This window comes from Ruegeria sp. BF10 (genome assembly GCF_056538725.1).
The window spans coordinates 1-25,179 of record NZ_JBQFTR010000009.1; the positions used below are offsets into that span (position 1 = coordinate 1).

27 protein-coding genes, 1 other RNA gene and 1 riboswitch are annotated in these 25,179 nt (G+C 58.6%); of the genes, 14 read left to right on the top strand and 14 right to left on the bottom strand.

Annotation, left to right across the window (positions count from 1 at the left end; translation table 11 throughout):
• Window positions 1–219: 219 nt before the first annotated feature.
• Window positions 220–1,680 (bottom strand): MocR-like pyridoxine biosynthesis transcription factor PdxR, encoded by a 1,461-nt coding sequence (gene pdxR / locus ACR0DJ_RS19470; RefSeq protein ID WP_171725098.1) that lies wholly within the window; start codon window positions 1,678–1,680, stop codon window positions 220–222.
• 133 nt (window positions 1,681–1,813) lie between these two features.
• On the opposite strand from pdxR, the gene ACR0DJ_RS19475 reads away from it, so the two are divergent.
• Both ACR0DJ_RS19475 and ACR0DJ_RS19480 read left to right on the top strand, forming a co-directional pair.
• Window positions 1,814–2,122, top strand: a complete 309-nt coding sequence (locus ACR0DJ_RS19475; protein ID WP_170347301.1) for an ArsR/SmtB family transcription factor — start codon at window positions 1,814–1,816, stop codon at window positions 2,120–2,122.
• Complete coding sequence (locus tag ACR0DJ_RS19480; protein ID WP_480686071.1) at window positions 2,115–3,146, top strand: permease; 1,032 nt, start codon at window positions 2,115–2,117, stop codon at window positions 3,144–3,146. The genes ACR0DJ_RS19475 and ACR0DJ_RS19480 overlap by 8 nt, the downstream gene beginning before the upstream one ends.
• Before the next feature lie 56 nt (window positions 3,147–3,202).
• Here the strand turns inward: ACR0DJ_RS19480 and ACR0DJ_RS19485 are convergent, their stop codons facing one another.
• Together ACR0DJ_RS19485 and ACR0DJ_RS19490 are read right to left on the bottom strand one after the other, a co-directional pair.
• Window positions 3,203–3,592, bottom strand: coding sequence for a hypothetical protein (locus ACR0DJ_RS19485; protein ID WP_209835528.1), 390 nt, complete (start codon window positions 3,590–3,592; stop codon window positions 3,203–3,205).
• 51 nt (window positions 3,593–3,643) lie between these two features.
• The gene (locus tag ACR0DJ_RS19490) at window positions 3,644–4,405 is read right to left on the bottom strand and encodes a DUF1013 domain-containing protein (RefSeq protein ID WP_209835527.1); all 762 of its coding nucleotides are present in this window, start codon (window positions 4,403–4,405) and stop codon (window positions 3,644–3,646) included.
• A 131-nt stretch (window positions 4,406–4,536) separates the two neighbouring features.
• On the opposite strand from ACR0DJ_RS19490, the gene ACR0DJ_RS19495 reads away from it, so the two are divergent.
• Window positions 4,537–5,178 (top strand): ribonuclease T2 family protein, encoded by a 642-nt coding sequence (locus ACR0DJ_RS19495; protein WP_425080278.1) that lies wholly within the window; start codon window positions 4,537–4,539, stop codon window positions 5,176–5,178.
• Here the strand turns inward: ACR0DJ_RS19495 and ACR0DJ_RS19500 are convergent.
• The 5 genes from ACR0DJ_RS19500 to ACR0DJ_RS19520 all read right to left on the bottom strand — a co-directional run bounded on the left by ACR0DJ_RS19500 (window position 5,175) and on the right by ACR0DJ_RS19520 (window position 9,475).
• Window positions 5,175–5,663 carry a hypothetical protein gene (locus ACR0DJ_RS19500; RefSeq protein WP_425080277.1) on the bottom strand — a complete coding sequence of 163 codons (489 nt, stop codon included), beginning with the start codon at window positions 5,661–5,663 and terminating at the stop codon, window positions 5,175–5,177. The two genes, ACR0DJ_RS19495 and ACR0DJ_RS19500, sit on opposite strands and share 4 nt — an antisense overlap.
• A gap of 273 nt (window positions 5,664–5,936) precedes the next feature.
• Window positions 5,937–6,197: a hypothetical protein gene (locus ACR0DJ_RS19505; RefSeq protein WP_170347295.1), complete on the bottom strand. Its 261-nt coding sequence runs from the start codon at window positions 6,195–6,197 to the stop codon at window positions 5,937–5,939.
• Window positions 6,198–6,277: 80 nt separating this feature from the next.
• Window positions 6,278–6,871, bottom strand: coding sequence for a recombination mediator RecR (gene recR, locus ACR0DJ_RS19510; RefSeq protein WP_170347294.1), 594 nt, complete (start codon window positions 6,869–6,871; stop codon window positions 6,278–6,280).
• A 61-nt stretch (window positions 6,872–6,932) separates the two neighbouring features.
• Window positions 6,933–7,286, bottom strand: a complete 354-nt coding sequence (locus ACR0DJ_RS19515; protein ID WP_170347293.1) for a YbaB/EbfC family nucleoid-associated protein — start codon at window positions 7,284–7,286, stop codon at window positions 6,933–6,935.
• A 422-nt stretch (window positions 7,287–7,708) separates the two neighbouring features.
• Window positions 7,709–9,475 (bottom strand): DNA polymerase III subunit gamma/tau, encoded by a 1,767-nt coding sequence (locus ACR0DJ_RS19520; protein ID WP_425080276.1) that lies wholly within the window; start codon window positions 9,473–9,475, stop codon window positions 7,709–7,711.
• Window positions 9,476–9,645: 170 nt separating this feature from the next.
• Here ACR0DJ_RS19520 and ACR0DJ_RS19525 point away from each other — a divergent pair, with 170 nt between their 5' ends.
• Window positions 9,646–10,158 (top strand): protein-tyrosine phosphatase family protein, encoded by a 513-nt coding sequence (locus ACR0DJ_RS19525; protein ID WP_170347291.1) that lies wholly within the window; start codon window positions 9,646–9,648, stop codon window positions 10,156–10,158.
• Here ACR0DJ_RS19525 and ACR0DJ_RS19530 read toward each other — a convergent pair.
• Window positions 10,150–10,557, bottom strand: coding sequence for a hypothetical protein (locus ACR0DJ_RS19530; RefSeq protein WP_425080275.1), 408 nt, complete (start codon window positions 10,555–10,557; stop codon window positions 10,150–10,152). The genes ACR0DJ_RS19525 and ACR0DJ_RS19530 overlap by 9 nt on opposite strands.
• A gap of 91 nt (window positions 10,558–10,648) precedes the next feature.
• Window positions 10,649–10,870, bottom strand: a riboswitch (cobalamin riboswitch).
• Window positions 10,871–10,940: 70 nt separating this feature from the next.
• Between ACR0DJ_RS19530 and ACR0DJ_RS19535 the strand changes: the two genes are divergently transcribed.
• Window positions 10,941–11,861: an alpha/beta hydrolase family protein gene (locus ACR0DJ_RS19535; protein ID WP_480686072.1), complete on the top strand. Its 921-nt coding sequence runs from the start codon at window positions 10,941–10,943 to the stop codon at window positions 11,859–11,861.
• 39 nt (window positions 11,862–11,900) lie between these two features.
• On the opposite strand, the gene rsgA is transcribed toward ACR0DJ_RS19535, so the two are convergent.
• The 4 genes from rsgA to ACR0DJ_RS19555 all read right to left on the bottom strand — a co-directional run bounded on the left by rsgA (window position 11,901) and on the right by ACR0DJ_RS19555 (window position 15,229).
• A complete protein-coding gene (gene rsgA, locus ACR0DJ_RS19540; protein ID WP_480686073.1) occupies window positions 11,901–12,926 on the bottom strand; it encodes a ribosome small subunit-dependent GTPase A in 1,026 nt (341 codons plus the stop codon).
• Window positions 12,927–13,094: 168 nt separating this feature from the next.
• An RNA gene (gene ffs, locus ACR0DJ_RS19545) (signal recognition particle sRNA small type) lies at window positions 13,095–13,193 on the bottom strand.
• A 39-nt stretch (window positions 13,194–13,232) separates the two neighbouring features.
• Window positions 13,233–15,101 (bottom strand): bifunctional 2',3'-cyclic-nucleotide 2'-phosphodiesterase/3'-nucleotidase, encoded by a 1,869-nt coding sequence (locus ACR0DJ_RS19550; protein ID WP_480686074.1) that lies wholly within the window; start codon window positions 15,099–15,101, stop codon window positions 13,233–13,235.
• Complete coding sequence (locus ACR0DJ_RS19555) at window positions 15,098–15,229, bottom strand: hypothetical protein (RefSeq protein WP_480686320.1); 132 nt, start codon at window positions 15,227–15,229, stop codon at window positions 15,098–15,100. Before ACR0DJ_RS19555 ends, ACR0DJ_RS19550 begins: the two co-directional genes overlap by 4 nt.
• 54 nt (window positions 15,230–15,283) lie before the next feature.
• Here ACR0DJ_RS19555 and nudC point away from each other — a divergent pair, with 54 nt between their 5' ends.
• The 4 genes from nudC to ACR0DJ_RS19575 are packed head-to-tail and all read left to right on the top strand — an operon-like array spanning window position 15,284 to window position 17,834.
• Window positions 15,284–16,267: an NAD(+) diphosphatase gene (gene nudC, locus ACR0DJ_RS19560; protein ID WP_480686075.1), complete on the top strand. Its 984-nt coding sequence runs from the start codon at window positions 15,284–15,286 to the stop codon at window positions 16,265–16,267.
• Window positions 16,268–16,304: 37 nt separating this feature from the next.
• Window positions 16,305–16,775 carry an SRPBCC family protein gene (locus tag ACR0DJ_RS19565; RefSeq protein ID WP_480686076.1) on the top strand — a complete coding sequence of 157 codons (471 nt, stop codon included), beginning with the start codon at window positions 16,305–16,307 and terminating at the stop codon, window positions 16,773–16,775.
• Between the two features lie 24 nt (window positions 16,776–16,799).
• Window positions 16,800–17,267, top strand: coding sequence for an N-acetyltransferase family protein (locus tag ACR0DJ_RS19570; protein WP_480686077.1), 468 nt, complete (start codon window positions 16,800–16,802; stop codon window positions 17,265–17,267).
• Window positions 17,268–17,291: 24 nt separating this feature from the next.
• Window positions 17,292–17,834, top strand: coding sequence for a chloramphenicol phosphotransferase CPT family protein (locus ACR0DJ_RS19575; RefSeq protein ID WP_480686078.1), 543 nt, complete (start codon window positions 17,292–17,294; stop codon window positions 17,832–17,834).
• A 4-nt stretch (window positions 17,835–17,838) separates the two neighbouring features.
• Here the strand turns inward: ACR0DJ_RS19575 and ACR0DJ_RS19580 are convergent, their stop codons facing one another.
• On the bottom strand, window positions 17,839–18,672 hold the full coding sequence (locus tag ACR0DJ_RS19580) for a prephenate dehydratase (protein ID WP_480686079.1): 834 nt from the start codon (window positions 18,670–18,672) through the stop codon (window positions 17,839–17,841).
• A 120-nt stretch (window positions 18,673–18,792) separates the two neighbouring features.
• Between ACR0DJ_RS19580 and ACR0DJ_RS19585 the strand changes: the two genes are divergently transcribed.
• The 5 genes from ACR0DJ_RS19585 (at window position 18,793) to ACR0DJ_RS19605 (ending at window position 25,157) form a co-directional block, all read left to right on the top strand.
• The gene (locus ACR0DJ_RS19585; RefSeq protein ID WP_170347303.1) at window positions 18,793–19,305 is read left to right on the top strand and encodes a c-type cytochrome; all 513 of its coding nucleotides are present in this window, start codon (window positions 18,793–18,795) and stop codon (window positions 19,303–19,305) included.
• A 170-nt stretch (window positions 19,306–19,475) separates the two neighbouring features.
• On the top strand, window positions 19,476–21,380 hold the full coding sequence (locus tag ACR0DJ_RS19590; RefSeq protein WP_425080267.1) for an extracellular solute-binding protein: 1,905 nt from the start codon (window positions 19,476–19,478) through the stop codon (window positions 21,378–21,380).
• Window position 21,381: 1 nt separating this feature from the next.
• Entirely contained in the window at window positions 21,382–22,476 is a 1,095-nt protein-coding gene (locus ACR0DJ_RS19595) for a microcin C ABC transporter permease YejB (protein ID WP_152459198.1), read from the top strand.
• A complete protein-coding gene (locus ACR0DJ_RS19600; protein ID WP_170347282.1) occupies window positions 22,477–23,583 on the top strand; it encodes an ABC transporter permease in 1,107 nt (368 codons plus the stop codon).
• Window positions 23,580–25,157: an ABC transporter ATP-binding protein gene (locus ACR0DJ_RS19605; RefSeq protein WP_480686080.1), complete on the top strand. Its 1,578-nt coding sequence runs from the start codon at window positions 23,580–23,582 to the stop codon at window positions 25,155–25,157. The genes ACR0DJ_RS19600 and ACR0DJ_RS19605 overlap by 4 nt, the downstream gene beginning before the upstream one ends.
• Window positions 25,158–25,179 lie beyond the last annotated feature (22 nt).

Below are 25,179 nucleotides of genomic sequence, written 5' to 3' on the forward strand. Positions count from 1 at the left end.
TCGGCATCATCGCAGATCCAATGATCCCGAACGCATGCTCGATCCCGTGCATCTGCAAAACCTTAACAAACGCCTCTTCCGTCGTCATCTTCATGTGGGTGCTCTCCAAACAAGAGTGAGTGAAACCGGGCACTGTGCCCGGCGTTTGATATGGTTTTGGCGCAAGGGTGCGACCTGCGTTAGGGCCAAAACGAAAGCCGGATTAGGTCCAGATGAGGCTTAAACGGCCCGAATTGCATCTGCGATCAGTTTCACGCCGGGCGCGATGCGGTCTGTTGGAATGGAGGAATAGCCCAAGCGATAGAAATTCTGTGGCCTGTCGGGCCCCGAGAAAAACGGTGCGCCGGGCTCAATGTGAACACCCTGGTTTTGCAGTCTTAATGCCAGTTGAGTTGTGTCGACATGCTCAGGGGCTGACATCCACATTGAAGAGCCGCCGATCACACCCCGCCCAGCCACGGTCAGCCCACTTTCCGCGATGGCTTTGTCCATCGCGTCGCGCCGCTCTTGCAAGGCCTTCGACATACGCCGAATTTGCGCGTCGTAGTGGCCCAACGACAGGAAATACGCCGCCGTGCGTTGAATGTGGCCTGGTGGGTGGCGCAGGACCAATGAGCGCAGCGCACGTGCCTCGCGGATAAAAGGTTCCGAGCCGACCATGTACCCGAGTCGCAGCCCTGGAAACAGCGACTTGGAAAAACTGCCGACGTAAATCACGCGGCCATCCCGGTCCATGGATTTCAGCGCCGGCGAAGGCGCACCCCGAAAGGCCATCTCAAACTCGTAATCGTCCTCGACGACCATCGCGTCGAGTTCGCGTGCTCGATCCAGCAATTGGTTGCGGCGGTCGATCGGCATCGTCGCGGTCGTCGGGCTTTGATGGCTGGGGGTGGTAAAGATGACGTCCGCTTCGTCGGGAATCGCCTCGGGAGGCAGACCGTCCCGGTCCACGCTCAAGGGCGTGACCGCGCAGTCCCAATGGTTCAGAAGGCTGCGCAGCGCATAGTAACATGGGTCTTCTATGACGGCCGTGCGATTGTGGGTCAGCAAGATGCGCGATGCCAGCCAGAGCGCGTTCTGCGCGCCCAGAGTGATCAAGATCTCTTCGGGGCGGGCCGCGATGCCACGGCGTGGTAGAGTGTGACGGGCAATAAACTCGATCAACAACGGATCATCCAGATCCACGTAATCTCCGGTCAGTGAATCGAAATCTTTATGCCCCAGCGCGCGGACGGCGCATAACCTCCAATTGGCGTGGTCAAACAAGGTTCGGTCAGCCTGCCCGTAGATGAACGGGTAACGGTACTCTCGCCAGTCGCTGGGTTTTGGCAGAACGTCGCTGTCCAGAAAGCGGCGTGCCAGTGCCTTGTCCCAGTCGACGGATTCGGTGCCGCGCTGGACAGGTGAATACTTGGGGGGGACAGGTGCGTTTTGCGATACGTAGTACCCGGACCGCCCCTTGGCCGTCAGGTAGTCATTGGCCAACAGTTCGGTGTAGGCCAATGTCACCGTTATTCGGCTGACCCCCAGATGCGCGGCCAGTTTGCGTGACGAAGGGAGTTTTTCTCCGACGTGAAAGCGACCCGACAAGATGCCTTCGGCAATCATCTGCTGGATCTGGGCCTGCAATGTGCCCTGACCATTGAGTTCAAGAAAGAATGTATCGACCGAAATCCCCATGCCTGCTTATAGGGTGGACTTAAGGGCGGGGCAATCTGGACTTACATCGCAGTCACGAATTTTTGTCAGCAGGGTTGACCGAAGATCCCCTTCGAGCTAAATAACTAAAAATCTAGTTTAGTGGAGATAATGGATGTGGGAAGCTGCTGCTGCGGGGTTTTCTGCCATGGGCTCTGAAGCCCGGCTGAAAGTCCTGAAGACGCTGGTCCGGGCTGGCAAAGCCGGATTGACCGTTGGCGAGATACAGGACCGGACAGGGATTGCCCCTTCGACACTGGCCCATCACCTGCGGTTTCTTGCGGCCGGTGGTGTGGTCGAACAGGAAAAGGTCGGTCGCACCACGATCAACCGCGCCAGTTACGACGAATTGAGAAATCTTGCGCAATTCATTCTCAGCGAGTGTTGCGCCGACGAAGTTGGAAAGGCTGCGAACGATGGCTGAGTTGACACAGAACCCGCGCATGACTGCCAAAGGGGTGCTGGACCTGATCAAGACGCCCTGGACGCTGATCGTCGTCATTCTTGTGGCGGTGGCAATCCTGGATCCCGGAAACTTGACCGGGGTGGTGACATTCGCAGCCAAGGCTCTGGCGCATACAGGGCAATATATTCTGTTTGCAGTGCTTCTGCTGTCTTACCTCAAGGCGACCGGCGCAGAGGTGATGGTGGCGCGTGCCTTTGAGGGGCGCGAGACCCGGATGATCTTTCTGGCTGCCTTGTTCGGTGGTCTTGCGCCGTTCTGTTCTTGCGAGGTTATCCCCTTTATCGCGGGTCTTCTGGCCCTTGGTGCGCCGTTGTCCGCAGTCATGGCGTTCTGGCTCAGCTCACCCTTGATCGATCCGCCGACGCTTTTGATTACCGCCGGTGCGCTGGGATGGCCCTTTGCCATCGGCAAAGCTGTCGCTGCGGTTGCGCTTGGCCTGTTCGGTGGGTTCGCGGTTCGGTTGCTGATGCGCAAAGGTGCGTTTGCCCAGCCTTTGCGCGAATACAAGCCCGCCGGATGCTGCGGATGTGGTCCGAAAATGGACGACAAACCTGTCTGGAAATTCTGGCAGGAGCCCGAACGCTGCGTCCGGTTCCGTTCGGAATTCATGCACAACGGTCTGTTCCTGTTGAAATGGCTTGCGCTGGCTTATGTGCTTGAGGCTCTGCTGGTTAACTATGTGCCTGCCGACCTGATCGCCGGCGTGGTTGGCGGAGAAGGCGTGCTGCCAATCGTCGTTGCTGCGCTGGTGGGTATGCCGGCATACCTGAACTCGTACGTGGCACCGCCTTTGCTGGCAGGGTTGATGGAGCAAGGTATGACGGCGGGTGCTGCCATGTCTTTCATGGTTGCCGGTGCTGTCAGTTCCATCCCGGCGATGGCCGCGGTCTGGTCATTGGTCAAACCACGCGTCTTTGCAACCTATCTGACCCTGGGCGTCGGTGGCGCAATCGTTGCTGGTATCATCTTTCAATTGGTATGAACGCAAAAGCCGCCCGGTGTCACATCGGGCGGCTTTTATCCGTTCGGTTCCGTCGATCAACTGCCGTCGCAAAGACGCGGCAATTTGAACCGGTATCGGGCTTCTCCGCTTTCGACATATACGCGCTTTTCGATACAGGCCGTCGTGCCCACTGTCTGCGAAATCTGCGCATCCGTGGACGTAATCGATGTGGCGGAACCATCCGGCAAGCGGACCGATGCCACGACGCCATTCTTCAGGTCTCCGTTCACCGGAGTTGCAGACAGTACCGGGACGGTCAGGAACGCCTCATGCTCGTGTTCGCCTTCATCCCCCAGCAGGAACAATGTCGTGACGATGGCAATCATGACAACGCCGCCGGCCAGACCAAGCCCCCACGTTTTCAGAAAGGCATAGATTGTGACGGCGCGATGCGGGCCAAGAACCGCAGATAGAACGTTCAGCATGGCAAGTCCGTGAAAAAAGCCCCAGCCGAAATGGCCGAGGCTGTTTGCGTGTTATGTGCGAGGATCTTCTTCGTCTTCGTCATCCGCCCCACCCTTGGGCAGGTTGAAGAAGCTGTCTGCGTCGAGGATCGGCTCGTCGTCTTTCTCGTCCGACGGCTCGTCGGACAGCGAGAAGGTTTCCAGACCTTCAATTGCGGTCGGGATCTTCGGCGCTGCGTCCATTTCCAGCGACTGCTCGGTCGACACCAGCTTGCGACGTTCGTCATCGCTCATCACGCCGCCTTCAGCCGCTTTCTTGGCCGCCGCTTTCTGCACGGCGGTGTCCAGTTCGGACTGTTTGCACAGACCCAGAGCAACAGGATCAATCGGCTGCATGTTGGCGATGTTCCAGTGCGTGCGTTCGCGGATCGACTGGATGGTGGGCTTGGTGGTGCCTACCAGCTTGGCAATCTGGCCGTCGCTGAGTTCCGGATGGAACTTGACCAGCCACAGGATCGAGTTCGGACGGTCCTGACGCTTGGACAAAGGCGTATAGCGCGGACCACGACGCTTTTCCTCGCCAGCGGCCGACGGGTTGAACTTGAGCTTCAGCTTGTGAAGCGGGTTGTTCTGCGCCGCGTCGATCTCTTCCTGGGTCAGCTGGTTGTTGGCGATCGGGTCAAAGCCCTTGACGCCGGCGGCGACGTCGCCATCAGCAATACCCTGCACTTCCAACTCGTGCATTCCTACGAAATCCGCGATCTGCTTGAAGCTGATCGTGGTGTTGTCCACCAGCCATACGGCGGTTGCCTTGGCCATAAGCGGTTTTGCCATCAGCCCGTCTCCTATACATACATCTGTCCCGTCGCCGGAATTCGGCGGCCCCTTGGTTTTTGGGGCAGGTTTCCGTTGTCGGGGAACTTGGCCCGTATATAGTCGCGCAAAGGCAAGAAGGGAAGAGGCGAATGCGCCAAGGGATTATGGGGCTGGTTTTGTGGGTCTTAAGTGCGATGGCTGCGCTGGCCGAGGGCGAAAAGGCGGGCGAATTCGACTACTACGTTCTGTCGCTCAGCTGGTCGCCCAACTGGTGCGCGCGCGAAGGTGATGCGCGCGGATCGGATCAATGTGATGATCGGCATGATCACGGTTGGATACTGCACGGGCTTTGGCCACAGTTCCATCAGGGCTGGCCGTCCTACTGCCGTACCCCCGCAAGCCCACCTTCGCGACGCATGACGCGGGAAATGGAGGATATTCAGGGCAGTTCCGGCCTTGCTTGGCATCAATGGAAGAAACACGGCACATGTTCGGGATTGTCGGCATCCGACTACTTTGCCTTGTCCCGGCGGGCTTATGAAGCGGTCAAGCGCCCTGAGGTGTTCCGCAAGCTGGATTCATCCGTCAAACTGCCGGCTTCGGTGGTCGAGGAGGCATTCCTGAAGGCCAACCCAGAATTGGAGCGCGACATGATCACGATCACCTGCAAACAGGGCTATATCGAAGAGGTCCGCTTGTGCCTGTCCCGTGATCTTGCGCCCGTCCCCTGCGGTCGGGATGTGATCCGCGACTGCACAGCCAAGGACGCGCTGTTCGATCCGATTCGCTAGAGCTTTTTGTTCTGACAGTCCCGCGCATAATCCAGCGCCTTGGCGGTCCCTCTTAGGTCAATGGCCATCACCACCTCACCTGCCGGATTGTAGACCGTCATTGTCTTGTTCTGGGCGATGGCGTTCACGAAACTCCGGTCGGTGAAAAACACGGTTGCGCCCGGCACGTCGCGTTCGTTGAATCCAATCGCAGTGGCATCATAGCTTTTGCCGTCCAGATCAAAGCGGATCGGATAACTCTCACCCTGTTTAATGTCGCCCCAGGCTTTGTTGTAGACGGCGAAATACCCACGATTGCCCAGCGCGTCATAGCCCAGCCGCACCACCGAGAGATCCTGATACACCGTCTGGATCAGGCACCCGTTGCCAAGTGCGGGGTCCATCATGATGTTCCAGCCTTCGACGTAGCCTTTGTCAATGAGGTCTTGGGACAGCGCGGAAGTTGCGGTGAAGGCGGCGAAGGTAAGGGCAAGAAGGCGGGTCATATTGTGTTTCCCAGTACAGGAGTGGAATGGTGTCCACGTTACTAGTTAAATGAACCCTGCCAAGCATTTTCTCTGTGTGCGAAATTTCTGATTCAATGGCCAAAGTTGATCATGTCTGAAAAACACAAAAAGAGCTTGGCTTTGTGATGCCTGTATTTGCCGAAGCTAATAGTTTTAAAGGCATGACCCGCCGTACATCGACTTTAATTCGGTGACAACTCCACCTTGGTCTGTCCAAAAGACGCGCCAGAAAAGCATGCAGGGAAACTGTTGTTATTCAAAACTGGCGTAGTCTTTTTCATCAAAGACGGAGAACCCCTTCTGTTTTAGATTACGAACTAGCTCCCGCTCATTTAACGGCAGGCGGAACTCAGTGGCTATCCTTCGCGCGAACTCCTTGTCAGCCTCGGAAAAACTGCTAGGCAGCTCTCTTCCGATTTCTGGTGGCAAACGAAACGGTGTAAAAAGCAATAGATGCATGCCAATCACGATAATCAGCACCAATGCGCAGACCGTTACAATGAACTTTCGCATCAAACGCTCAAATTTCTGAAAACGAAAAGAAGAACAGTGGCGGCTGTCTTCAAGGTCCGCAAGGTCAACATAGCATCAACCTATATTTCCTTCCGTGCCCGCAGCGCCGCTGTAATCGTCCCGTCATCCAGATAATCCAGCTCGCCCCCAATCGGCACGCCCTGCGCCAGCGAAGTCAGGCGCACCTGTCCTTCCAACTGATCGGCGATGTAATGCGCGGTGGTCTGGCCGTCGACTGTCGCGTTCAGCGCCAATATGACCTCGGTGATACCCTCGGCTGTCACCCGATCCCTGAGGCGGGGAATGCGCAGTTCGTCCGGCCCGACCCCATCCAGCGCCGACAGCGTGCCGCCCAGAACGTGGTAGCGGCCTTTGAAGACCCCGGCGCGCTCCATCGCCCAGAGGTCGGCGACGTCTTCGACCACGCACAGCTCGCCGGTTGCGCGGGCCTCATCGTTGCAGATATCGCAGATATCGGTGGTGCCCACGTTGCCGCAATTCAGGCATTCGCGGGCGGTGATCGCGACCTGCTGCATGGCATCAGACAGGGGCGTCAGCAGCAGGGCACGTTTGCGGATCAGATGCAGAACGGCGCGTCGGGCCGAGCGGGGGCCGAGGCCGGGCAGCTTGGCCATCAGGTCGATCAGGTTGTCGATGTCGCTGTTCGAACTCATGGCCAATCCTGTCTTGCGCCGGAGGGAGCCTCCGGCGGGAGTATTTTGGAAAAGATGAAGCTCAGAACGGCAGTTTGATGTCTGCGGGCAAGCCCATGCTTTCGGTCAGCTTGGCCATTTCTTCCTGCGAACGTTCGGCTGCCTTGGTCTGGGCATCCTTGATGGCGGCCAGGATCAGGTCTTCGACCACTTCCTTGTCATCGCCGTTGAAGATGGATGGGTCGATATCCAGACCTTTGAGTTCACCCTTGGCTGTCGCCGTTGCCTTGACAAGGCCTGCACCGGATTCGCCGACAACCATCATGTTGTTCAGCTCTTCCTGCATCTCGGTCATCTTGGTTTGCAGGTCTTGCGCGGATTTCATCATCTTGGCCATGTCGCCCAGACCGCCAAGCCCGCCGAGTCCTTTCAGCATAGTATTCTCCTGTGTCTCCGTTTGCGCTCTAGATACGGGCAGCAGCCACATGGCACAAGGGTTCTCCCGCCGGTGGGTGGCTCAACCGTTACGGCCGGCATGTTGACCGGCGCAGGCGCCAGCAGGAACCTACCGCCCATCTGCGACGCCAAATTTGCCAGCAGGCCCGACAAGCGCAGATCGTCCTTGGCGCGCATTTGGTCTGCAACCGAGAGTGATTGAATGGGGCACAGAAACTCTGGGCGGGGTTTGAATGGCCAGGGAGCACCCGGATCAGAGTTGTCACGGGTCACCTTCCGCTGGCCGATGTCGCAACAAACGATCTGAGACATGCAGGCAGAGGGGATATGTGCACAAGTCCCTGCCTCACATCAAGGGTGGATGTGTTCGATTGAAACCGGGGGGGGAAGGGCGGCGCGAGGTCAATCTTCCTCGAACGGGTCCCACTCGTCTTCAACCTCGGGAAGCGCTTCGGTCTCGACCTTGGCGGCGCGTTGTTCCGGCGTTTCGATACTGGTGATTCTCGCCTTGGGGAATTGCGCCAGCACAGCCTGAACCAAAGGGTGTTTTTCAGCCTCGGATTTCAGCGCCAGCTCGGCCTCGTCCCGTATTTCTGCAATTGTGGGTGCATCCCCGTCCGAGACGATCGAGACCGCCCACCGGTTTCCTGTCCAGCGTTGCAAGGCAGAGCCCAGCCGTGGAGCCAGATCCGCCGGTGCCTGGGCGGCTGGTGTGAATTCGATTCGTCCGGGTTGATAGGAGACGAGGCGCACGCCGTTTTCCACCTCGACCAGCAGCTTCACGTCGCGATTGGTCCGGATCAGTTCGACCACGTGGTCGAAGGTCGGGTACCGCGCAAGGGCCGTTTGGGTATCCTGCGCCAAGGCTGCAACCGGCGCACCACCGGCACCGCGAGAGAGCGATGCGAAGGTAGGCGGATGGGCCGCGCCAGCCGGCGCCGGACCGGCGGCGCCCGGTCGGGATATCGAAACGCCGCCATTGGGCCCGCCCGGCGGCAGTGGCGGGGTATCCTGCAATCGCTTGATCAGTTCTTCGGGGCTGGGCAAATCAGCCACATGAGTCAGGCGGATAACGGCCATTTCGGCGGCCATCATGGCGTTGGGGGCAGCCGAGACTTCCTCGAGTGCCTTCAGCAGCATTTGCCACATCCGGGTCAGAACCCGCATCGGCAGAGCCTCGGCCATCTGTTGGCCCCGGGTCCGTTCGTCCGGAGAAACCGTCGGGTCCTGCGCCGCGTCAGGCGTGATCTTCACGACGGACACCCAATGCGTGATTTCGGCCAGATCGCGCAGCACCGCCAGCGGGTCCGCGCCTTCGGCGTATTGGCCGCTCAACTCGGTAAGTGCTCCGGCGGCATCGCCGCGCAGGATCATATCCATAAGGTCCATAACCCGGCCACGGTCTGCCAGTCCAAGCATTGCACGAACCTGATCGGCGGTCGTCTCGCCAGCCCCGTGCGAAATCGCCTGATCCAGCAACGAGGTCGCGTCCCGGGCCGATCCTTCCGCTGCTCGGGTGATCAGCGCCAGCGCGTCTTCGGCGATCCGGGCGTTTTCCGATTCGGCGATCTTGCGCAGAAGGCCAATCATGTCTTCGGGTTCAATCCGGCGCAGGTCGAAGCGCTGGCAGCGGGACAGCACAGTGACAGGCACTTTGCGGATTTCAGTGGTCGCGAAGATGAACTTCACATGCGCGGGCGGTTCTTCCAACGTCTTGAGCAGCGCGTTGAAGGCGCTGGTCGAGAGCATGTGGACCTCGTCGATGATATAAATCTTGTAACGCGCGCTGGCAGCGCGATAGCGCACGCTGTCGATGATCTCGCGGATATCGTTGACGCCTGTGCGGCTGGCGGCGTCCATCTCCATCACGTCGACATGGCGGCCTTCCATGATGGCGACACAATGTTCGCACTGACCGCAGGGTTCGGTTGTGGGGCCGCCGGTTCCGTCCGGACCGATGCAATTCATGCCCTTGGCGATGATCCTTGCGGTCGTGGTTTTGCCGGTGCCACGAATGCCAGTCATGATGAAGGCCTGCGCGATCCGATCGGCCGCGAACGCGTTTTTCAGGGTGCGCACCATGGCATCCTGACCCACCAGATCGGCAAAGGTTTCCGGGCGATATTTGCGGGCGAGAACCTGATAGGCGGGGCTGGAGCTGTCTGTCATGTCTTCTCGTTGGGATTCGGGGCTTGGGCACAGCGTAGTGGCCACCGTTGCCCGCGTCCACAGCGTGGTGTGATGATTTTTGTTTTAGAAACGAGTCGCTTTCGCACTAAACTGCGTTAGCAGATTTAATGACTCATTTTGTAAAGAGTTCTTTGGGGAGGACACGTTTCATGTCGCAGTTGGTGATCTACGCCCTGCAAGTCGGTGGCGGAACGCTTGCACTGACCTCGATGCCCGGACGTGGCGGGGATTATTTCAGCGATCTGGATATGATCGCAGGCTGGCAGCCGGGGCTTGTTGTATCCATGACAACGGATGTCGAGATGCTTCAGGATGGGGCGAAGGATTTCGGCAGCGACATTCAAAGCCGCGCCAGCAGATGGGTTCACCTGCCGATCGAAGATTTCGGAGCGCCGACACAGGCGATTGATGACGCGTGGCCGTCCGTCAGCGCCGCAGCCCGACACGCGCTGTCAGGAGGAGGTCGCGTTTTGGTGCATTGCCGTGGGGGCTGTGGCAGGTCAGGTATGGTTGTTCTGCGGCTGATGATTGAATGCGGCGAACGCGCGGACACAGCGCTGGAACGATTGCGGGCGGTGCGCCCCTGCGCCGTCGAAACGGATGCGCAACTGGCCTGGGCCTCGCAGCGTGCGCAGGCACAGGTCAGTCTGGACTCAGATTGAAATCTGCGCGGGCGCGCAAACAGGTTTTCGCGGCCGGATCGTGGAAACTTCGATCATCGCGCAGGGTGGGGTTTGCACGACGCCGGATGGCATCGCACTGACCGTGTTTCCGAAGACCAATTCGGCATAGAGGTTCAGGGGCTCAATTGCGGCTTCGGGCTGCGTGCCGCAAAAGACACGAATGCTGTCTGATTGCGCCCTGAAAACTGCGTGACATCCGTCGGTGCAATGTGACAGCTCGCTGCTGCCCTCAATCTCGAAATCATCACTTGTGGCCGAGGTCGCCTGGGTCATGGCTTCGGATATCGAGCGCGCCAGCCGCGCCAAAGCGGGGCAGGTTTTGCCCGTCCGCTGACATACTGTTGCACTGAATTCATGCGTTTTTGTCTTCCAGATCATCCTGCGCCCTCCGCGCGTGGTGGACAGGATATTTGGGACAGGTGGGACAGCGTGATGCCGTCAGGACCTGCCCGGACACCCCGTCCGAGTTTCGGTTTCGTTTCCGATGGCAGGTCTCCTGACTTGCGGGTCATCGCTTTGCCGACCTTCCCAGCCTTTCGGGCCAGTGGTGTTTTGGCATCGCTTACCGCTTACAGTTGCGGGGGCAGTCGCGGATTTGGTTGTTGCCTGCATGACCAGACATTACCGCACCGTGTTCCCTTTTCATCCCGACCCCTTGTGGAGGCCGGAAACCATCACACAACCGCTAGCGTTTGAGCACGCATCGAGTCAAGCCGATCTTTTGGCCGGACGCTTGGTCATGCTGGATACGATGTAGGTTCATGCATAGTGTCGAGGGTGTCGAGGTTCGGAAACCGGATTTACCAAGCGAAAAGCCAGAGATCATGTTGGATACAGAGCAAACGGTATTGACCGAGGAGTTTCGCTTTCCTTCCGGGCAGAAAACACTGTCTGCCCGGTTGTATAGCCCGCTGACTTCGCCCGAAATCGTCGTCGTGCTGAACAGTGCAACGGGTGTGCCGCGTGATTATTACCGTCATTTCGCACGATGGCTTGCCGCTGAGAAGGGTATGGCCTGCCTGACCTATGACTATCGGGATTATGGGCATTCCTTGACCGGCCGCCTGAAAGACTCGCGTGCGACCATGGCGGATTGGGCCTTGATCGACATGCCCGCGGCACGGGCGGAAATGCGTCGGCGATACCCGAATGCGAAACACTGGACCATCGGCCATTCCGTCGGCGCGATGTTGGGGCCTGTGCAACCGGATATCGATCTGATTGACCGGATGATCTGTGTGTGTTCGGGGCTTGTGACCCTGAGCGACCATCCGTGGCCCTATCGGGGTTTGGCGGGGTTGTTCTGGTACGGCCATGCTCCGCTTTTGGCCCGAGCCCTTGGCTACCTTCCCGGAAAGGCGATCGGGTTTGGCTCGGACCTGCCGGCATCGGTCTATTGGCAGTGGCGCAAATGGTGTACCGCGCCTTTGAATTATGTGCCTGAAATCGGGCATGAGTTACCTGCGGCGCAGTGGAAGGATTCTGGAACGCCCGTGGATTTGTTCACCTTCGAGGACGACCAGATGGTGCCGCCGGAAGCGGTTTGGCGGCTTGCGGACCTTTACGGCCCCGATGCCAACCGTCACCTGCTGAGCCCCGCCGATTTCGGGTTGCCTGAGGTTGGACATATCGGAGCATTTGCCCGGCGCAACGCAGCGGTTTGGCCGCGACTGATCGCCTGACCAGACGCGGCGCAGGACGGGCCGGGCACCGTCCTGCCATCACCGGTTACGAAGCTTCTTTTCCTTCATGACGCCACGGACCATCTTGCCGAACGCTTTGTCCCGCGCCCGGGACTGCGCGACAGTTTCTGAGTTGCGCTGATCTTCGCGCCGAAGCTTGCGCCACCGGTCCAATCGAGCCGGGTCAAGCGTGCCGTGGCTGATCGCCTTTTGCACGGCACATCCGGGCTCGGAGCTGTGCTGGCAATCCGAAAAACGGCAGTCCCGGCTCAACGCGGCAAGGTCCGAGAAAACGTCGTCGATCCCGTCCTGAGCGTCCAGCAGGCGCAACGCGCGCATACCGGGTGTATCGATCAACCAGCCGCCGTTGCGCATCCGGTGCAGTGCCCGAGCGGTCGTCGTGTGCCGGCCCCGCGCGTCATCCTCGCGAATGTCCGAGGTGGCGAGATCCTGACCGGTCATGGTATTGGCAAGCGTCGTCTTGCCAACGCCCGACGAGCCAACCAGCGCTCCGGTCTGGCTTTTGGGGCACCAGGACAGAACCTTTTCAACCTCTGCCGGGTCCAGCGCGTTGATCGCCAGAACCGTCAGGAACGGGTCCAGTGATTGTACCTGTCCCGTGAAACTTTCAGGGTCCGCCGATTTGTCGGCCTTCGTCAGAACGACGACCGGGTAACACCCGGCCTGATACGCAAGCGCCAGATATCGTTCCAGCCGGGGCAGATTGAAATCGGCATTGCAGGAACTGACGATGATCAGCACATCGACATTGGCTGCGATCAGTTGCGTCGCGGCACCTGTTCCGGCGGCGCGCCGGTGCAGCAGGCTGCGCCGGTCGAGCAAATGGCGCACGCGTTTGTCGTCGTCGGTGAGAACCCAGTCGCCAACGGCATAGGTGCCGGTTGATTGATCGAGGGTCAGCAACGGGACTTCACCATCCGGGTTCAGCCCGATCAGGCGGTCCCGATGAACGGAAGTGATGCGAAAAGGTGTGCAGGAAGGATAAGCCGCGTGTTGCGCAGCAAAGTGAGAGGACCATCCCAGGTCCGAAAGTGTAAGAAACATTGGTCTGCCTGTCGTCAGAAACAGCACTCCCGACGGATGGCAATCGCTCATCCCCGGGTCATGTGTTCAGGCAGTCAGTTGATACCGTGAGGTCAGAACCGTGCTGCCCGAAGGATCTTTGCTACAATCATAAAGCCCTCCTGCGGCCAAGGTTCATTAAGGTTCATAAAGTGAGAGGTTGGACATCGACCCAAGCGGGGCTCGTTGTGGCTGCTTCCTTCCGGACCTGACCAGGTTGGCGAGGCGCTCGCCCGCGCCAACCTCTCGACTCTGGATATAGGGAAGGCTTCGGAAAAAGACAACCCGTCAGAGCGTCAGGCGAATGCGCGCAAAACCCTGTTCGTCAGGTTCCAGAATCGTGGGGGCAAACCTGTTCAATTCGTCGACATATTTCAAAGCACCGGGCCCTGTCCGAAGAATGGTCTTCATCCCCGATTTCGGCATCAGCGAGAACGGATAAGGTTGCCGGGCCAATGGGTCGGGTGGCAGGCGGTGCGTCATGTAGTCTCGCAAAATGTCCCGGATATCCAGCGGGGGCAGATCTATGGCAGGGGCCGATGACACATGCGGGAAATGTCCGCCTCCGCTTGCGCGATAATTATCGAGCGCAACGACAAATGTCTGATCCGGCCGCACGGCTTGGCCCGCGCAAGTCAGATGATGCACTCGCCTGTGGCCGGGATGGATCATTTGCCCCCCGACATCGTAACGCGCCGGTTGCGACGGGTCGATCTGATAGGACAGGCCAAAGATGACATCGAAATTGTATCCCGCCCGATCCCGGTCGAACAGTTCTGCCTCGGCATCGGGGAATTGTTGGTTGAATGCACTGGCTGACATCTCCAACCATTCCAGCAGCTGCGCACCCGTGATCTGAACCGCGCGCAACTCGTTGGGAAAGACATGCAGGTCCGCCACGTGACGCAGACAGATTTCACCGGGTGGCACGTCCGTGTAGTGCCTGGGGCCAGAGCGTCCGCCGCATTTGGCTGGTGACGCGGCTGACAACAGCGGCAGCTCTGCAAGCGGGGTGCCGTGTAAAAAAGGGCGCAACGCGGCTGCTTGTGCGGCGGCAACAAGCGTCAATCCACGATCCGGCGCACAGAAGCTGAAATAGCTGTGCAATGTCTCCGAGACGTGCGCAACGGGCGCTGCCATGTCCTGACGGGTCTGCTGATGTGCGTGTTCAACCAGATGCGCGATTTCCAAATCTTCGCCAATCGCGGTGCCGCCCATCGAAATCGGGCGCAATTCGGCGTGGCTGTCAACAACACGCAGCCCCGACTGGGGCTGTAGGGTAACGGCGAGATCGATTACTCCAAGATATGCGCCTGCCGAGCCGGGCATGACAACCGGCGTTCCATGCACCAGCCCTTTCACGTAATCCACATTCGGGGTTTGCGCGCCGGTGCGTGCGGGAAGGGTCAGGTGAGTGTGCCCGGCGACCACAGCGTCGATGCCCTCGATCGCGGCCAGGGGAATAACGGCATTTTCAGTGTCGGTCGCTGTGTCCGGGTGTCCAAGCCCGGAATGGGCGAGCGCCACGATCAGATCGCACCCCTTTACGCGCAAAAGACGCGTCAGGGACCGGGCCGCGACAACGATGTCGTCCGCCTCTACGGTTTCGTTCAGATTGTGTTCTTCCCAACGTGTTGTCTGCGGTGGCAGAACCGAAAACACGCCGACGCGAATGGGTACATCCTTGTTTCCCACCGACACGATACGGTCGAGGATCGCAAAACGCTGCCATGATTGTCGTTCTCCGGACCGATGAAGATTGCCGCACAGAACCGGGCACGGAGCTTGCGCAAGGGTCTTGTCCAATGTAGGCAGCCCGAACCCGAAATCATGATTGCCCAGACCAATCGCATCATAGTCCAGCGCCTTGAATGCCTGCATCATCGGGTGGGGTTTGTCGTTCCGAACGGCCCATTCGCCCATCGGCGTTCCCTGGAGCGAATCCCCGTTGTCGAACATCAGTACCAGCGCGTCTGTGGCCTCGTGTCGGGCCTTGCGGATCAGGCTGGCGGTGCGAGTCAACCCAAGCGTTGGGTCTGGTGTGTCCGCGTAATAGTCAAAACCGGTCAGATGCATGTGCAGGTCGGAGGTGGCAAGAATACGAATACGCCCACGGTCTTTTGTGGGGTGAGCCTGCGTCGTTGGGTTTTGCTTCACTTTTGTTGTTCTGCTTTTGAATGTGGCAATGGGCTAAAATCATCAAAACGCAGTCTAGATGATTTTTCCGAGGCTGCCATGCGGCTTTTCGGCGGCGCGTCTCTGTGTTTTGCGTCTTGAATTGCCATTGCAACAGGGCCTGAGACATGGCAGCCCTGTGCGCAAGACCAGAAGGAATTCCAATGAAAAAAGCAGAGCAGGTGACTTTCGGCGGCTCGGGCCTGAATCGGGCAGCACATCTTCGTGGGGATTCCGAGAAGCTGTCCGAGATGGCGCGCAACCCTGCCGCGCGATGCATATTGTTGTGGCGAGGCAAGCTTCTGGTCGTGGGCGCGGCGCTGGATCAGCTTGCCCTGACGCAGATGACCCACCCGCTGGTCAGCGATGGCCCCGGCGGCGTAATCGAAGCACCGGTTTTTCTGGGTCTGAGTGCCGAGGGCGCTCCCCTGTTTGCCGCGGATATCTCGGCCTGGGCGGCAGAGGGATTGGATCTGACCGGCCTGGGAGAGTTCGTGGACAGATCCGAACAGCAGCACCCGGATTTGCCCCAAGGACATGTCTTTGCCGAGCTTCGCCGGATCATGGCGCGATTGTCGCCCCGTGATGCCGAACTGGCCGCATCGGCCAAGGCGGTCGTCGGTTGGCACGAAACACATCGCTTCTGTGCCCGCTGCGGCGCAGCCAGTGATGTGTCGCAAGGGGGGTGGCAGCGCAGTTGCCCGTCTTGCGGCGGGCAGCATTTTCCGCGCACGGATCCGGTTGTGATCATGTTGATTACGCATGGGGACAGTGTGCTTATGGGGCGATCTCCGGGGTGGCCCGAGGGGATGTTTTCCTTGCTGGCAGGATTTGTCGAACCCGGCGAAACGCTGGAAGCGGCGGTGCGCCGCGAGGTGATGGAAGAGGCAGGCGTACCTGTTGGCGCGGTGTCTTACCTGTCCAGCCAGCCCTGGCCTTTCCCGGCATCCCTGATGTTCGGATGCGCCGGCGAGGCCCTGTCGCGCGACATCGTGATCGATCCGGTCGAGATCGAAGAGGCGATGTGGGTCAGCAAATCCGAAATGATGCAGGCATTTGCCGGCGAACATCCCTGGTTGTTGCCGGCGCGCAAGGGGGCTATCGCTCATTTTCTGCTTCAGAACTGGCTTGCGGATACGCTGGACTGAAGAAAAACTGGTGAAGCCATAAACAGCAAAGGTCATTATGCAGTTTTCAGCGCGCGAAGATATCGAAGCCCCGATCAATTCGGTGTTCGACATGGTGTCGGATTTCGAAAGGTTCGAACGTATGGCGATGCGTCGTGGCATCGACGTGCGGCGTCTGGACACTGATGCGATGGTGATTGCCGGCACTGAATGGAAAACCGAATTCAAGTTGCGTGGAAAGCCGCGTCAGATGTCGGTGGTGATGACGGACTATGACAAGCCGTCGCAAATGCGGTTTGAAGCTGCCAGCAAAGGGATGACCGGCCTGACGACAGTGGATTTTCTGGCCCTGTCCCCGCGTCGGACACGCCTGAGCGTTGAGATGTCCTTGGCCGCAAAATCCTTGCCCGCGCGGTTGCTGTTGCAGTCCATGAAGCTTGGACAGTCAAAGTTCCGCAAGCAATTCCAGGTGCGGTTCAGCGAGTTTGCGCGTGAACTGGAGCAGCGCCATTTCCACAGCGGGCAGTAAGGCCCGGCGGAGGATGCTTTGCACATGTACGACATTAGAGAAGTGCGGGAAAGCGACGCAGACGGTCTAGCTGACGTACTGAGCGAGATATTCAAAGCAGGAAAACGTTTGACCGCAGGCAGCAAGGACTTTGTTCAACAGCGCTATATTCACGACCCCCAACGTATCAGGTGCACGGTCGCAGTTGATCCGGACGGTCGAATTCTGGGCTTTCAATCCCTGAAGGAGGCAGAGAAAGACAACCTGTACGGAACACCTGTTGGATGGGGCGTAATCGGAACGCATATCCGTCCGTCTGCTGCGCGGATGGGAATTGGTCGAAAGCTGTTTGCCTGCTCACTGGAAGCCGCTCGAGCGCATGGTTTGCCAGCCATCGACGCAACGATTGGCAAGGACAACGCCGAAGGTCTGGCCTATTACGAGGCGATGGGTTTCAGGGCATACAGGCATGCCCCCGGTGAGATATCCAAGGTATTCAGACTGGATGCCTAGCGGTTCGGACGCTGTGGAGGACGGATGGCGAGCATAATCTTCCTGCACGGGGCGTCGAGCAGCGGAAAGAGCACGATTGCGCGGGCATTGCAGCAGAGTATCAAGGAGCCGTTCTGGCATATCTCGATAGATCATCTGCGCGATTCCGGTGTTCTGCCTACGGCCGGGTACAAAAACGGAGCGTTTGACTGGAAGGCAGACCGCGCAAAGGTTTTTGACGGGTTTCATGCATCACTGGCCGCCTATGCGGATGCGGGTAACAACCTGATTATAGAACATATCCTGGACACCCCGAAATGGGCTGATGATCTGAGATCGCTGTTGGATCAGCACGACATCCTGTTCGTGGCGGTTCATTGCCCGCTGGCCCTGTTGGTTGAGCGCGAGCGCCTTCGGGGCGACCGCGAACTGGGCAGCGCTGCGCGCGACCATTCCTTGATTCACGACGGCAGGGTTTACGACATCGAGATCGACTCGGCCGAAGGTGTCGAGGCAAATGTTCAATCGATACTTCAGGCGTGGCGCGGTGATACGCGCCGATCCGAGTTTGGCAGGAATGCCGAATGATGTCTCAGCCGCGCGGATGGGCCGCTGGGTAGACGCCAAGAATCTCGACATTGGTCGTGAAATGTTCCAGCTCGTCCATGGCCAGCTGCACGTTACGGTCTTCGGGATGTCCAACGATGTCCGCATAAAACTGCGTTGCCGTGAAGGACCCGTCGACCATATAGCTTTCCAGCTTGGTCATGTTGATCCCGTTCGTGGCAAAGCCACCCATGGCCTTGTACAGCGCGGCCGGGATGTTGCGGACCTGAAACACGAAGCTGGTGATCATTTCATACTCACCCCGACGAGACAGATCCGCCTCTCGGGACATGACAAGAAAACGGGTCGTGTTGTCGTCATTGTCCTCGATATGGCGGGCCAGCACGTTCAGGTCGTAGATTTCAGCCGCAAGTTCGCTGGCCAGAGCGGCGGAATGCAAATCCCCGATTTCGGCCACTTCGCGCGCAGCGCGGGCATTGTCGGGACTGACACGGCCGCGAATACCGTGTTCTTTCAGGAAGCCGGAACACTGCGGCAGCAGCACCAGATGCGAATGCGCTTCGGTGATGTCCTCCAGCTTGGCGCCGGGTACACCAAGAAGGTTGATGTGAACACGCACGAACGCTTCATCGATGATATGAAGCCCGCTATGCGGCAGCAGCCGGTGAATGTCGGCAACCCGACCATAGGTCGTGTTTTCGACCGGCAGCATGGCCAGATCAGCCGCGCCCCAGCGAACTGATTCGATCACGTCCTCGAATGTGCGGCAGGGCAGGGCCTCCATTTCGGGGCGTGCGTTGCGGCAGGCCTCGTGACTGTAGGCGCCGGGTTCGCCCTGAAAAGCAATGCGATTGGTCATTTGGTCGATTCCATGCAACAAGTTCGCGATTTGGTCGTTTCGTCGCGGTGTCTATACCTTGCCTCTCGCAAGTGGAAGCCTTAGACACCTGCCCAGACAGCTGAAATGGACACGCGATCAATGTTCGACACGATGACAGTTACCAAGGCCGCCGCAGGCCTGTTCGGCACTTTCCTGGTGCTGCTTCTGGCCAAATGGGGGGCGGACATCCTCTATGCTTCCGGTGGCCATGGCTCGGCTGAGGCCGCCTACATTATCGAAACCGAAAGCTCGGGCGAAAGCGCCGACGGCGAAGAGGTGGTCTTCGAAGATCTGCTGGCCGCCGCTGACGTCGAGAAGGGCGCGAAAGTATTCCGCAAGTGCACCGCGTGCCACAAGCTGGAAGACGGCGCGAATGGCACCGGCCCTTATCTGTACGGCGTTGTTGATCGCCCGGTCGCTTCGGCAAAAGGTTTCACCGGTTATTCAGCCGCTATGCAGGCGCATGGTGGAAACTGGACGCCCGAAGCGCTGGATGCGTTCCTGACCAAGCCCAGCAGCTATATCTCGGGCACTTCGATGAGCTTTGCCGGCTTGAAAAAACCGCAGGACCGCGCAGACGTGATTGCCTATCTGCAAACAATCGGCAACTGATTGCCTGACAGGCCAGACAAGTTGAGAGCCGCTGCCCCGCGCAGCGGCTTTTTTTATCTGAAGGGAACTTCACAAAGCGCACACGCATTCTAAACTTGAAACTGTCAGCGTTGGCACTTTAGCTAGCGTATGCGACAAAAAAGATGACAATGACCCAGAGGATGAGCCACATGATATCCCTAATGCCTGCTGCACGTGATCTTAAGGTCAGGCCATTGGCTGGCATATTCGGGCTTTGTGCTGTTCTGCTCTCACCGCAAGCCGCTTTGGCATTGGACGAGGGGGTTACCCGCAGTCATGGATATTCGTATTTCGGAAATCTGGATTACCCTGCTGACTATCCGCATCTGAATTACGTGAATCCAGATGCGCCCAAAGGTGGCGAGTTGTCCTTGGCGGCTTCAGGGACGTTCGATTCCCTCAATCCCTATTCCCGCAAGGGGCGCGCAGGCGCCTTGACGACGCTGCAATATGACCGCCTGTTCGAAAGCTCGGATGACGGAGTCGGGCAGTATTACGGCGTGCTGGCGGAAAGCCTGGAATATGATGAAGGGCGCAACTACGTCATTTTCCATTTGCGACCCGAAGCAACCTTTTGGGATGGCACGCCGGTGACGGCCGAGGATGTTGTTTACAGCCACCGCCTGTTCATCGAACAGGGCCTGCCTTCGTACGCCCAGGCCGTGGGCCGCATGGTGACGGGGGCCGAAGCGCTGGATGATCACACGGTCAAGTTCACGTTCAATCCGGAAGTCACCCGCCGCAGTTTGATCGAAACCGTTGGGTCGACCCCCGTCTTTTCGAAAGCATGGTTCGAGGCGGACGAGTCCCGGCGCCTGGATGAGCCGCGGCTGGAAGTGGCGGTCGGATCGGGCCCCTACAAACTCGACAGCTATGACATCAATCGCCGTATCGTTTACAAGCGACGAGACGACTATTGGGGTAAGGATCTGCCATTCAATGTCGGTCGCAACAATTTCGATACGATCCGCGTCGAGTATTTTGCCGATCAGACAGCGGCGTTCGAGGGGTTCAAGGCCGGTGAATACACGTTGCGGATTGAAAGTGATCCCAAGCTTTGGGCGACGGCGTATGATTTCCCGAAGATGAACGAAGGTGTGATCGTACGGGACGAGATACCGGATGGCAGCCCGCCAACACCGTCAGGCTTCGTCTTCAACCTCGGAAAACCGCAGTTTTCCGACAAGAACGTACGCAAGGCCCTTGCCCTGGCCTTCAATTTCGAATGGGCCAATGAATCCCTGCTGTTTGGTCTGAATTCACCGCGCAATTCCTTTACACAAGGCACCCCGCTGGAAGCGCATGGCTTGCCCGAGGGCGATGAGCTGGCGTTTCTTCAAGGGCTGGGTGAGGTTGTGCCCGAGGACCTTCTTTCAGAACCTGCCGTGACGGTACACGAGTCAAACCCCGCGCGTCTGAATGATCGCAGAAATCTGCGAAAAGCCGCGAAACTGCTGGACGAGGCCGGGTGGCCGGTCGGCGATGGCAACGTGCGGCGCAACGCGGAAGGGCAGACGCTCAGGGTGGATTTCCCCTATCCTTCAAACCTGCCGACTTCGACGGCCACGATGATTGAAACCTATGTCCAGAACCTGCAAGCCATTGGTGTGGATGCATCGGCGGAAAAGGTTGACCCGGCACAATACACGCTGCGCAGCCGCGAGCGGGACTATGACATGGTCTATTCCACACGATACGGGTCTTTTTTGTCGACCGGCGGCGGGTTGAGCCAGATGTACGGGTCGAAAGAGGCTGCATTCAGTCTTTTCAACCCGGCCGGATTGGCCAGCCCTTTGGTTGACGCAATCATCGAAGCATCCTTTGATACCGACAATCAGGCGGATCAGGACGCGGCGTTGAAGGCGTTGGATCGCGCCCTCAGGTATGAGTTCTTCGTGATCCCCGTAGGATACATCGCTGACCACTGGGTGGCATATTACGATATGTATGAATACCCGGAAAACCTGCCGCCTTATTCGCTGGGCTATCTGGATCTGTGGTGGATCAATCCGGAAAAAGAGGCTGCACTGAAAGCGAAAGGCGCGCTGCGATAACATGGGCGCCTATATTCTAAGACGTTTGTTGCTGATCATCCCGACCCTTCTGGGCATCATGATCGTCAACTTCACGCTGGTACAATTCGTGCCTGGCGGTCCGGTCGAGCAGATCATTGCCCAGATCGAAGGTCAGGGGGATGTATTCGCCGGATTTGCAGGTGCGGGCGATGCCGGCGCGGGTTCAGAGCCGGCGGGCGGCGTTTTCGACGACAAATATGTCGGTGCGCGAGGCCTGCCGCCCGAGTTCATTGCTGAACTTGAAAAGGAATTCGGCTTCGACAAACCGCCTCTGGAGCGGTTCCTGATCATGATGGGCAACTATCTGACGCTGGACTTCGGCGAAAGCTATTTCCGCTCGATCAGCGTGATTGATCTGGTGCTCGAGAAAATGCCGGTCTCGATCTCGCTGGGCCTGTGGTCAACATTGATTGCCTATCTGGTTTCGATCCCTCTGGGCATTCGCAAGGCGATCAGGGACGGTTCGCAGTTCGACACGTGGACCAGCGCTGCGATCATCGTGGCCTATGCGATCCCTGGCTTTCTGTTTGCCATTCTGCTGCTGGTGCTTTTCGCCGGTGGATCCTATTGGCAGATCTTCCCGCTGCGGGGGCTGACATCCGACAACTGGGACAGCCTGAGTCTCTTTGGCAAGATCGCGGATTACTTCTGGCATATCGCGCTGCCGACGATTGCGCTGACGATCTCGGCCTTTGCGACGCTGACGCTGCTGACCAAGAACTCGTTTCTCGATGAGATCAAAAAGCAATATGTCATGACCGCCCGCGCCAAAGGTCTGAGCGAACGCAAGGTGCTGTATGGCCATGTGTTCCGCAACGCGATGCTGATCGTCATAGCCGGATTTCCGGCCGTGTTCATCGGCGTGTTCTTCGGAGGCTCGATCATCATTGAAACGATCTTCTCACTTGATGGTCTGGGACGTCTGGGTTTTGAAGCTGCCGTGGCGCGGGATTACCCGGTGATCTTCGGCACGCTGTTCATCTTTGGCCTGATGGGCCTGGTCGTCGGTATCATCAGCGACCTGATGTATGTGCTGGTCGACCCGCGCATCGATTTCGAAAAGCGGGAGGGGTAAATGGCATTGTCCCCCCTGAACCAGCGCCGCTGGAGCAATTTCTGCCGCAACAGGCGCGCTTTCTGGTCATTGATCATTTTCTCAGTGCTGTTCGGCCTGTCGCTGTTTGCCGAGTTCATCGCCAACGATAAACCGATCCTCGTGAAATACCGGGGTGAGTTCTATACGCCGGTCTTCAACTTCTACGCGGAAACCGATTTTGGCGGAGACTTCCAGACAGAGGCGATCTATCGCGACCCCGAGGTTCAGTGCCTGATAGACAGCGGCGGCCTTGAAGAATGTTTTGACGATCCTGAAGGCATTATCGAACAGATCGACGCCGGCACGTTCCAGGCGGAAGGGTTCGAGCGTGGCTGGTCGATTTGGCCGTTGATCCCTTATTCCTACAACACATCGGTCGATCGCCCCGGGGCTGCGCCCTTGCCACCCAACGGCCAGAACCTGCTGGGCACCGATGACACCAAGCGCGACGTTCTTGCCCGCGTGATCTATGGTTTCCGCCTGTCGATCCTGTTCACGCTGATCGTGACGGGCGCCGCCAGTCTGATCGGTATTTTCGCCGGTGCCATACAGGGCTTCTTCGGCGGTTGGCTGGATCTGATCTTTCAGCGGATCATCGAGATCTGGTCAGCGACGCCCTCGCTTTACGTCATCATCATCATGTTCGCGGTGCTGGGGCGCAGCTTCTGGCTGCTGGTCGCGTTGATGATCCTGTTCAGCTGGACCGGGCTGGTTGGTGTGGTGCGCGCAGAATTCCTGCGGGCGCGAAACCTTGAATATGTGCGCGCTGCGCGGGCGCTGGGCGTGGGCAACATGACCATCATGTTCCGCCACATGCTGCCCAACGCGATGGTGGCCACGCTGACCTTCATGCCCTTCATCGTCACGGGCACCATAGGCGGGCTGGCTTCGCTGGATTATCTGGGTTTTGGCCTTCCCTCTTCGGCCCCCTCGCTGGGAGAGCTTACCTTGCAGGCGAAACAGAACCTTCAGGCCCCGTGGCTGGCCTTCACGGCCTTTTTCACCTTTGCCATCATGCTGTCCCTGCTGGTCTTCATCTTTGAGGGCGTGCGGGATGCGTTCGATCCCAGAAAGACCTTCTCATGAGCCTGCTGGATGTAAACAACCTGAAGGTCTCGTTCCGGCAGGACGGTCAGATCAGTGCTGCGGTTCGGGGCGTGTCGTTCCATGTCGATCGCGGGGAAACCGTGGCGCTGGTGGGCGAATCCGGATCGGGCAAATCTGTCACCGCGCTCAGTACCGTATCGTTGCTGGGCGACAGCGCCATCGTCGACGGGTCTGTCACCTATGACGGGCAGGAGATGATCGGCGCCTCGGAGCAGCGTCTGATGGATGTGCGCGGCAATGACATCAGCTTCATTTTCCAAGAGCCGATGACATCGCTGAACCCACTGCACACGATCCAGAAGCAGATGGCGGAATCGTTGGCCCTGCATCAGGGGGTGACGGGTGATGTCGCGCGCGAACGGATTCTTGAACTGTTGTACAAGGTCGGTATCCGCGACCCCGAAGACCGGCTGGACAGCTATCCGCACCAGTTGTCAGGCGGACAGCGGCAGCGGGTGATGATCGCCATGGCGCTGGCGAACAAGCCGGACATCCTGATCGCCGATGAACCGACGACGGCGTTGGATGTAACCATTCAGGCACAGATCCTCGAGTTGCTGGCCAGTTTGCAGAAATCCGAAAACATGGGGATGCTGTTCATCACCCACGATCTGGGCATTGTGCGCCGGATCGCTGATCGGGTCTATGTGATGAAGGATGGTGAGATCGTCGAGACCGGTGCGACTGCCGAGATCTTCGACAACCCGCAGCACCCCTATACCCGCAAGCTCTTGGCCGCGGAACCTTCGGGTCAGCCAGACGCCGTTGCAACAGATGCCGAGGAAGTCGCGCGCACCGATCATCTGAAGGTCTGGTTCCCGATCCAACGGGGATTTCTGAAACGCACGGTCGGCTATGTGAAGGCGGTGAATGACGCCTCGCTGAGTGTACGCGCGGGTGAGACTTTGGGGATCGTGGGTGAAAGCGGGTCGGGCAAGACCACGCTGGCGCTGGCGATCATGCGTCTGATCGCGTCCGAAGGCGGCATCACCTTCCGTGATCAGGATGTTCGAAAATGGTCCACGCGAGAGCTGCGCCGGCTGCGCAAGGATATGCAGATCGTGTTTCAGGACCCGTTCGGCAGCCTCAGCCCACGTATGACCTGTCAGCAGATCATCGCGGAAGGTCTGGCCATTCACAACGTCGATCCTCATCGCGCGCCGCGCGAGCTGGTCGCTGAGGTGATGAACGAAGTGGGCCTGGATCCTGCGGCGATGGACCGGTATCCGCACGAGTTTTCGGGCGGGCAGCGTCAGCGCATCGCGATTGCGCGCGCGATGGTCTTGCGACCCAAGCTGCTGGTACTGGACGAACCGACCAGCGCGCTGGACATGACGGTTCAGGTTCAGATCGTCGATCTGCTGCGCGATCTGCAAAAGAAATACGGGCTGGCCTATCTGTTCATCAGCCATGATCTGAAAGTTGTGCGGGCGATGTCGCACAACGTGATCGTCATGCGAAACGGAGATGTGGTTGAAATGGGCACGGCCGAGGATTTGTTCGAAAATGCCCAGACCGACTATACCCGTGAATTGATTGCTGCGGCGGGCTGAAATCAGCCCGCCACCGTCAGGC

Bases quoted from the DNA above. Each gene is read 5' to 3' on its own strand.
- pdxR (WP_171725098.1), bottom strand. From the start codon at position 1,680: ATGGGGATTTCGGTCGATACATTCTTTCTTGAACTCAATGGTCAGGGC.
- ACR0DJ_RS19475 (WP_170347301.1), top strand. From the start codon at position 1,814: ATGTGGGAAGCTGCTGCTGCGGGGTTTTCTGCCATGGGCTCTGAAGCC.
- ACR0DJ_RS19480 (WP_480686071.1), top strand. From the start codon at position 2,115: ATGGCTGAGTTGACACAGAACCCGCGCATGACTGCCAAAGGGGTGCTG.
- ACR0DJ_RS19485 (WP_209835528.1), bottom strand. From the start codon at position 3,592: ATGCTGAACGTTCTATCTGCGGTTCTTGGCCCGCATCGCGCCGTCACA.
- ACR0DJ_RS19490 (WP_209835527.1), bottom strand. From the start codon at position 4,405: ATGGCAAAACCGCTTATGGCCAAGGCAACCGCCGTATGGCTGGTGGAC.
- ACR0DJ_RS19495 (WP_425080278.1), top strand. From the start codon at position 4,537: ATGCGCCAAGGGATTATGGGGCTGGTTTTGTGGGTCTTAAGTGCGATG.
- ACR0DJ_RS19500 (WP_425080277.1), bottom strand. From the start codon at position 5,663: ATGACCCGCCTTCTTGCCCTTACCTTCGCCGCCTTCACCGCAACTTCC.
- ACR0DJ_RS19505 (WP_170347295.1), bottom strand. From the start codon at position 6,197: ATGCGAAAGTTCATTGTAACGGTCTGCGCATTGGTGCTGATTATCGTG.
- recR (WP_170347294.1), bottom strand. From the start codon at position 6,871: ATGAGTTCGAACAGCGACATCGACAACCTGATCGACCTGATGGCCAAG.
- ACR0DJ_RS19515 (WP_170347293.1), bottom strand. From the start codon at position 7,286: ATGCTGAAAGGACTCGGCGGGCTTGGCGGTCTGGGCGACATGGCCAAG.
- ACR0DJ_RS19520 (WP_425080276.1), bottom strand. From the start codon at position 9,475: ATGACAGACAGCTCCAGCCCCGCCTATCAGGTTCTCGCCCGCAAATAT.
- ACR0DJ_RS19525 (WP_170347291.1), top strand. From the start codon at position 9,646: ATGTCGCAGTTGGTGATCTACGCCCTGCAAGTCGGTGGCGGAACGCTT.
- ACR0DJ_RS19530 (WP_425080275.1), bottom strand. From the start codon at position 10,557: ATGATCTGGAAGACAAAAACGCATGAATTCAGTGCAACAGTATGTCAG.
- ACR0DJ_RS19535 (WP_480686072.1), top strand. From the start codon at position 10,941: ATGCATAGTGTCGAGGGTGTCGAGGTTCGGAAACCGGATTTACCAAGC.
- rsgA (WP_480686073.1), bottom strand. From the start codon at position 12,926: ATGTTTCTTACACTTTCGGACCTGGGATGGTCCTCTCACTTTGCTGCG.
- ACR0DJ_RS19555 (WP_480686320.1), bottom strand. From the start codon at position 15,229: ATGGCAATTCAAGACGCAAAACACAGAGACGCGCCGCCGAAAAGCCGC.
- nudC (WP_480686075.1), top strand. From the start codon at position 15,284: ATGAAAAAAGCAGAGCAGGTGACTTTCGGCGGCTCGGGCCTGAATCGG.
- ACR0DJ_RS19565 (WP_480686076.1), top strand. From the start codon at position 16,305: ATGCAGTTTTCAGCGCGCGAAGATATCGAAGCCCCGATCAATTCGGTG.
- ACR0DJ_RS19570 (WP_480686077.1), top strand. From the start codon at position 16,800: ATGTACGACATTAGAGAAGTGCGGGAAAGCGACGCAGACGGTCTAGCT.
- ACR0DJ_RS19575 (WP_480686078.1), top strand. From the start codon at position 17,292: ATGGCGAGCATAATCTTCCTGCACGGGGCGTCGAGCAGCGGAAAGAGC.
- ACR0DJ_RS19580 (WP_480686079.1), bottom strand. From the start codon at position 18,672: ATGACCAATCGCATTGCTTTTCAGGGCGAACCCGGCGCCTACAGTCAC.
- ACR0DJ_RS19585 (WP_170347303.1), top strand. From the start codon at position 18,793: ATGTTCGACACGATGACAGTTACCAAGGCCGCCGCAGGCCTGTTCGGC.
- ACR0DJ_RS19590 (WP_425080267.1), top strand. From the start codon at position 19,476: ATGATATCCCTAATGCCTGCTGCACGTGATCTTAAGGTCAGGCCATTG.
- ACR0DJ_RS19595 (WP_152459198.1), top strand. From the start codon at position 21,382: ATGGGCGCCTATATTCTAAGACGTTTGTTGCTGATCATCCCGACCCTT.
- ACR0DJ_RS19600 (WP_170347282.1), top strand. From the start codon at position 22,477: ATGGCATTGTCCCCCCTGAACCAGCGCCGCTGGAGCAATTTCTGCCGC.
- ACR0DJ_RS19605 (WP_480686080.1), top strand. From the start codon at position 23,580: ATGAGCCTGCTGGATGTAAACAACCTGAAGGTCTCGTTCCGGCAGGAC.